Below are 6,419 nucleotides of genomic sequence, written 5' to 3'. Positions count from 1 at the left end.
GGTCGCCCATGTGCCCGCCGCGCTCGCGCTCCGGCAGCGGCCGGGCGTCCCCGGGGTGCGGTCGACCTTCGGCACGTCGACCGAGCTACTCAACGTGCTGCGGCTGATGTTCTCGCGCCTCGCCGAGCACGTGTGCCCGAATGGGCATCGGAACCCGCCGACGCTCGACGTCGCCGCCGAGATCCCGGTGGAATGCCGAGAATGCGGCGTCTCCTTCGAGCCGCCGGGCGCGGAGGCACTCGCGTTCAATTCCGGCGGTGCCTGCCCGCGCTGCGAGGGAACGGGGACGGTGCGCGAGGTCGACGACGGCGCTCTCATCCGCGACGGGGCGATGTCGATTGCCGATGGCACCGTCATCCCGTGGCAGATGTTCGGGTTCAACGTACAACCGCAGATCGCCGCCGAATTCGGCGTGCGGATCGACGTGCCATGGGACGAGCTGAGCGACTGGGAACGCGAGATCGTGTTCAACGGCCCGGAGGAGAAGAAGGACATCACGGTCGCCACGAAGAACGGCGTCCACGAGCTCAACTTCACCTTCCGAAACGCGCGGCTCACGGTCACCGAGGAGTTGGCGCGCGCCGATACCGAGCGGCGGCTTTCTCGGGTGCGCAGGTTCCTGCGCGAACACACCTGCCCGGACTGCGAGGGCACGCGGCTGTCGCCGGCCGCCCGCGCGCCACGGATCGGCGAGCTCGGGCTCGCGGACGTCACCGCGATGGCGCTCGCCGACGTCAACCAGTGGGCCGCCGGGGTGCCGGAAAAGCTGCCGCAGGAGATGCGCCGGATGGCCGAGATTCTCGTCGACGCTCTCACCTCTACGGCGCGGCGGCTGCTCGACCTCGGCCTGGGGTATCTCGCGCTCGACCGGGCGGGCGCGACATTGTCGACGGGGGAGCGGCAGCGGGTGCAGCTCGCGCGATCGGTGCGGAACCAGACCACAGGCGTGCTCTACGTGCTCGACGAACCGTCGATCGGGCTGCACCCTGCGAACATCCGCGGGCTCGAGGGAGTGCTGCAGGACCTTCTCGCCGACGGCAATTCGGTGGTCATGGTCGACCACGACGCGCAGGTGCTGCGCGGCGCGGACCATCTCGTCGAGATCGGGCCCGGCTCCGGGCGTGACGGCGGGCGGGTCGTCGCCACCGGGACGCCCGCGGAGCTCGGCGGCGATCCGAACTCGGTGATAGGCGGATTCCTCGCCGGCCGCGAGGACGTCGTCATCCGCAGCCGCGTGGCGCGCGATGAGGTGTTCGCCGAAGGGACGCTGCGGTTGCGCACGCGGCCCATACATACGGTCGACGCGTTGGACGTGTCGGTCCCCCGCGGGCGGCTCACCGCCGTCACCGGGGTATCCGGTTCGGGCAAGACGACCATGGTGCTCGAGAGCCTCGTCCCCGCGCTCCAGGCCGACGCGGACACGCCCGCGCCGGGCCACGTCGCCGCGCTCGAGCCCGCAGGAATCGAACGGGTCAACGTCGTCGATGCGACTCCGATCGGGCAGAACGTGCGGTCGACGGTGGCGACGTATTCCGGGGTGCTCGACGAGCTGCGCCGCGAATGGGCAAGGCTGGACTCAGCGCGGGAGGACGGGCTCAAGGCCGGGGGCTTCTCCTATAACACCGGCTCCCTGCGCTGCCCGCGCTGCGAGGGGACAGGGGAGATCTCGCTCGATGCGCAATTCCTGCCGGACATCGACATCGCCTGCCCCGAATGCGAGGGCTCCCGCTTCGCGCCGGCGGCCGAGAAGTACGTGCGCCCCTCCGACACGGGCTCCGGCCCACTGACCCTGCCGCGCGTGCTCGCGATGACGATCGCCGAGGCCATCGACCACATCGGCGGCGTCCCGCGAGTGCGGACGAAGCTGCAGGGCCTGCTCGACGTGGGCCTCGGCTATCTCACGCTCGGCGAGGCGACCCCGGCGCTCTCGGGCGGCGAGGCACAGCGCCTCAAGCTGGTCTCCGAGCTGCGACGGTCCCAGGGGCGCACCCTATTCGTGTTCGACGAGCCGACCGTCGGGCTCCACCCACGCGACGTGCGCGTGCTCATCGGTGTGCTGCAACAGCTCCTCGACCAGGGCGGCAGCGTGCTCGTCATCGAGCACGACCTCGACCTCGTGGCCAATGCCGACTACGTGATCGACATGGGCCCCGGCGGAGGCGAGGACGGCGGAAAGGTCGTCTGCGCGGGAACGCCGGACGAGGTCGCCGCGATCGAGGCGAGCCTCACCGGGAACTACCTCGCCCAGCACCTCGCCCACAGCCTCGGCTGAGGCCCGCGCCTGCCCGTGTCTCCCGGCGGAACTAGTCGCCCACGGCATCCTTGCCGCGCTGCACGATTTTCGGATCTGCGGGGAACACGACCTGGGTGTCCTTGTCCGGGTAGTCGAACTGGTTGAGGAAGAACCGCAGCGCGTTGATGCGCGCCCGCTTCTTGTCGTTCGACTTGATCGTCGTCCACGGCGCCCATTCGGTGTCGGTGCGCCGGAACATCTCCTCTTTCGCGTTCGTGTACAGCTCCCATTTGTCCAGCGATTCGAGGTCCATCGGCGACAACTTCCACCGGCGCACAGGATCGAGCTGCCGGATCGCGAAGCGGGTGCGCTGTTCCTGCCGGGTCACCGAGAACCAGAACTTCGTGAGCGAAATACCGTCGTTGACCAGCATCCGCTCGAACTCCGGCGCCTGCCGCATAAACGACTCGTACTGGTCGTTGGTGCAAAAACCCATGACCCGCTCGACGCCGGCGCGGTTGTACCAAGACCGGTCGAACATCACGATCTCGCCCTTCGTGGGTAGATGCGCGATGTAGCGCTGGAAATACCACTGGTGCTGCTCGGTCTCGGTCGGCTTGACCAGCGCCACCGTCCGCGCCATCCGCACGTTGATGAACTCGTTGAACCGCTTGATCGTGCCGCCCTTGCCCGCGGCGTCGCGTCCCTCGAACACGATGACATGGCGCCGGTTCGTCTCGGCCGTCCAATTCTGGAACTTGAGCAGCTCGATCTGCAGCAGATACTTCTCGACGTCGTACTGCGCGCGGTCGAGGCGTTCGTCGTACGGGTAGTTCTCGCGCCACGTGTCCACGGCCTTGCCGTTGATATCGATGAGGTCCGGATCCTCGCCGTGGTCGTCGCGCACCGTGTACCCCTCGGCGCGCAGCCGGTCGATGTAGTGGCGAAGCTCGAAATTACTCATGACATCCCTTTCACACCCGAACCCGGCACCGGCCACCCGGCCACCGCATCCAAGGATCAGCCGGCGCACACCCATGTATGACGCCGGACCTGCTTTCCCCCAATGGCGACGCCGCCCACCGCGCTAGGCGAAATGGGCGATAACGGGCGCATGATCGGACGCGCCCTTACCCTTTCGCTCTTCCCGGTCGATGGAGGCGTCGGTCGCCCGATCCGCGAGGGCCGGAGAGCACACCTGGAAATCGATGCGCATGCCCTGCTTTTTCGGGAACCTCAGTTGTGTGTAGTCCCAGTAGGTGTACACCCCGGGGCCGGGAGTGAAACCCCGGGTGATTTCTTTGTAACCGGCGTCCGCGAACGCGTCGAACGCATCCCTCTCGGGCTGCGAGACATGCGTCTTCCCCTCGAAGAACTCCATATCCCAGACATCCTCGTCCAAAGGCGCCACATTCCAGTCGCCGACAAGCGCGATCTGGACTCCGGCGTCATCCGCGACCTGTTTTTCCGCATAGGTGCGCAGCGCGGCAAGCCAGTCGAGCTTGTACGTGTAATGGCGGTCGGTGAGCTCTCGGCCGTTCGGCACGTACAGGCTCCACACCCGCACTCCGCCGACTAGCGCCGAGATCGCGCGCGCCTCGCCCGCCTGCTCGGCCTCGGGGTCCTTGGCAAAGCCCGGCATGTCCGGGAAGCCGGTCTGCACGTCTTCGAGCCCGACACGCGAGGCGATGGCGACACCGTTCCACTGCGAGAGGCCGAAGTGGGCGACCTCGTAGCCGATCTCGGAGAAACGCTCGTACGGGAACTGCGAATCCTTGCACTTGGTTTCCTGCATCGCGAGCACATCGACATCCGAGCGGCCGATCCAGTCGATGACCCGGTCTACGCGGGCGCGGATCGAGTTGACGTTCCACGTCGCGAGAGAAAGCGGCGAGCGCGGAGCGTCCTGGGGCTGGGAGCTGTGAGAAGACATGTCGGCAGTTTATCGCCGAGCTGACATTTAATGTCGAGCATTAAATAACTGCAGGTAGCCGCGGGTGTACTCGCCGGTAAGGTAGTCGCTTCACTTGCCGCAGAGAGGGATACACTCGAAGGTATGAGCTACAAGGTTCCCTTCAAAGACATCAAATTCTCCGTCCACAACGTCCTCGACGCCGTGAACCAGCTGCAGGCTGCCGGTGTCGAGGTCGACAAGGACACCTTCGACTCCGTGCTGCAGGGCTACGGCGAATTCATGGAGCAGGCCGTCGCGCCGATCAACCTCGACGCCGACTCTGAGGGTGCACAGTGGTCCGACGGGGAGGTCACCACCCCCGCCGGCTACAAGAAGGCCTGGCAGGAATTCACCGAGGCCGGCTGGAACACCATCGGCCACGACGAGGAATTCGGCGGCGGCGGGATGCCGTACACGTTGACCACCGCGGCCAACGAGGCAAGCGCGGCCGCCTCGTCCGCATGGTCGATGTACTCGGGCCTGACCAACGGCGCGATCAAGGCGCTCTCGAGCGTCGGATCGGACGAGCTCAAGGAGAAGTTCGTCCCGAAGATGGTCTCCGGCGAGTGGACCGGCACGATGTGCCTCACCGAGCCGCAGGCTGGCACCGACCTCGGCCTGCTCACCACGAAGGCGCAGCCGAACGACGACGGATCGTACTCGATCTCCGGCAACAAGATCTTCATCTCCGCCGGGCAGCACGACTTCACCGACAACATCATCCACCTCGTTCTCGCCCGCACCCCGGGCGCTCCCGAGGGCACGCGCGGCATCTCGCTGTTCGTCGTTCCTCGTAACGAGGTCGCAGACGACGGCTCCGTCGGCGAGAACAACGGCGTCCACTGTGACGGCATCGAGCACAAGATGGGCATCCACGGCTCGCCGACCTGCCAGATCCGATTCGAGAACGCCCGCGGCTGGCTCGTGGGCGAGGAGAACCGCGGCCTTCCCGCGATGTTCGTGATGATGAACCACGCCCGCATCGGCACCGCCATGCAGGGCCTGTCCATCGCCGATGCCGCCTCTCAGCTCGCGCTCGACTACTCCCGCGAGCGCATCCAGTCGAAGGCGCCGAAGTCCGTGCGCGGCGACCGCCCCAAGGGCTCGGATCCGATCATCCTCCAGCCCGACGTGCGCCGCATGCTCCTCGAGCAGAAGGCATGGGTCGGCGGATACCGCATGCTCATGCACTGGATCACCCTCCAGTACGACATCGCGCACGCACCCAACACCTCCGAGGAGGACCGCGCCAAGGCCGAGGGCTTCGTCGAGCTCCTCACCCCGGTCGGTAAGGGCTTCGGCACTGACGTCGCCGTCGATGTCGCTTCCCTCGGCGTCCAGATCCACGGCGGCATGGGCTACATCCACGAGACGGGCGCCGAGCTGTACCTGCGCGACGCCCGCATTCTGCCGATCTACGAGGGCACCAATGGCGTGCAGGCACTCGACCTCATCGGCCGGAAGATCGCCGGTGACGGCGGCGAGCGCCTCAAGTCCTTCCTCGCGCTGGTACGCGAGAACGGCTCGTCGGCGCCCGAGGGCTTCACCTCCTACGGCGAGACCCTGGTCTCCTACGCCGATCGGCTCGAGAAGTCCGTGATGGAGTCCTTCTCGCAGGCCGGAGAGAACGACGTGCGCGTGCTCGCCGCCGCGACGCCGGTGCTCCGCGCGCTCGGCTACCTCTCCTTCGCGCACTTCTGGCTGCTTGCCGCGAAGGCCGGCCTCGAGTCCTCGGATGCCGACGCCGAGGTCGCCGCCAAGCACGTCTCGCTCGCGAAGTTCTTCTTCGAGTGGCTGCTGCCGCAGGCCGAGCCGAACTTCGACTTCGCGCTGGCCTCGACCGACGTGCTCATGGACGACGCCGCGATCGCGTACTAGCGGAAGTTGGCGCGGCGACCGGCGGCGGTTGGCGTTGGCCGCGCCACGCCGGCCGCGCTGCTGGCCGCACCGCGCCACGCCGGCCGCGCTGCTGGCCGCACCGCGCCAGCCGCGCTGGCCGCCAAGTCGGGAGCGATCGCTCGACAGTCGTCGACTGGACGCCACTTTCGACCGATAGACGCCAGTTTTTCAGGCGTGTACGGGCGTTTATCGGTACGAACTGGCGTCCAGACGTGTACGGGCTCCAAAAACGGGCGAACCTTTGCGCAAAGAACCCCCTGCCGGGTGCAGTAAATTCTGCACCGGCAGGGGGTTTCGTCTTATCGAGAAGTTGCGCCGCCGCCAATTAGCGCC

Annotated in this window: 4 protein-coding genes; 2 read left to right on the top strand and 2 right to left on the bottom strand. The window is 67.0% G+C overall.

The window, feature by feature from the left end:
- The coding region (locus K8V11_RS02625) for an excinuclease ABC subunit UvrA (protein WP_303910659.1) at positions 1-2,272 on the top strand (2,272 nt) is incomplete at its 5' end.
- A gap of 31 nt (positions 2,273-2,303) precedes the next feature.
- Here the strand turns inward: K8V11_RS02625 and ppk2 are convergent.
- Positions 2,304-3,197: a polyphosphate kinase 2 gene (gene ppk2 / locus K8V11_RS02620; RefSeq protein WP_303910658.1), complete on the bottom strand. Its 894-nt coding sequence runs from the start codon at positions 3,195-3,197 to the stop codon at positions 2,304-2,306.
- A gap of 123 nt (positions 3,198-3,320) precedes the next feature.
- Entirely contained in the window at positions 3,321-4,166 is an 846-nt protein-coding gene (locus K8V11_RS02615; protein WP_303910657.1) for an exodeoxyribonuclease III, read from the bottom strand.
- Between the two features lie 123 nt (positions 4,167-4,289).
- Between K8V11_RS02615 and K8V11_RS02610 the strand changes: the two genes are divergently transcribed.
- Positions 4,290-6,065 carry an acyl-CoA dehydrogenase family protein gene (locus tag K8V11_RS02610; protein WP_303910656.1) on the top strand — a complete coding sequence of 592 codons (1,776 nt, stop codon included), beginning with the start codon at positions 4,290-4,292 and terminating at the stop codon, positions 6,063-6,065.
- The last annotated feature ends 354 nt before the right edge of the window (positions 6,066-6,419 follow it).

Origin of the sequence: Dietzia timorensis (assembly GCF_020742175.1) — a bacterium.
GTDB classification, from domain to species: Bacteria; Actinomycetota; Actinomycetes; order Mycobacteriales; family Mycobacteriaceae; genus Dietzia; species Dietzia timorensis_A.
Note: the sequence above shows the minus strand (reverse complement) of the source record. Positions and strands in the feature narration are given on the sequence as shown.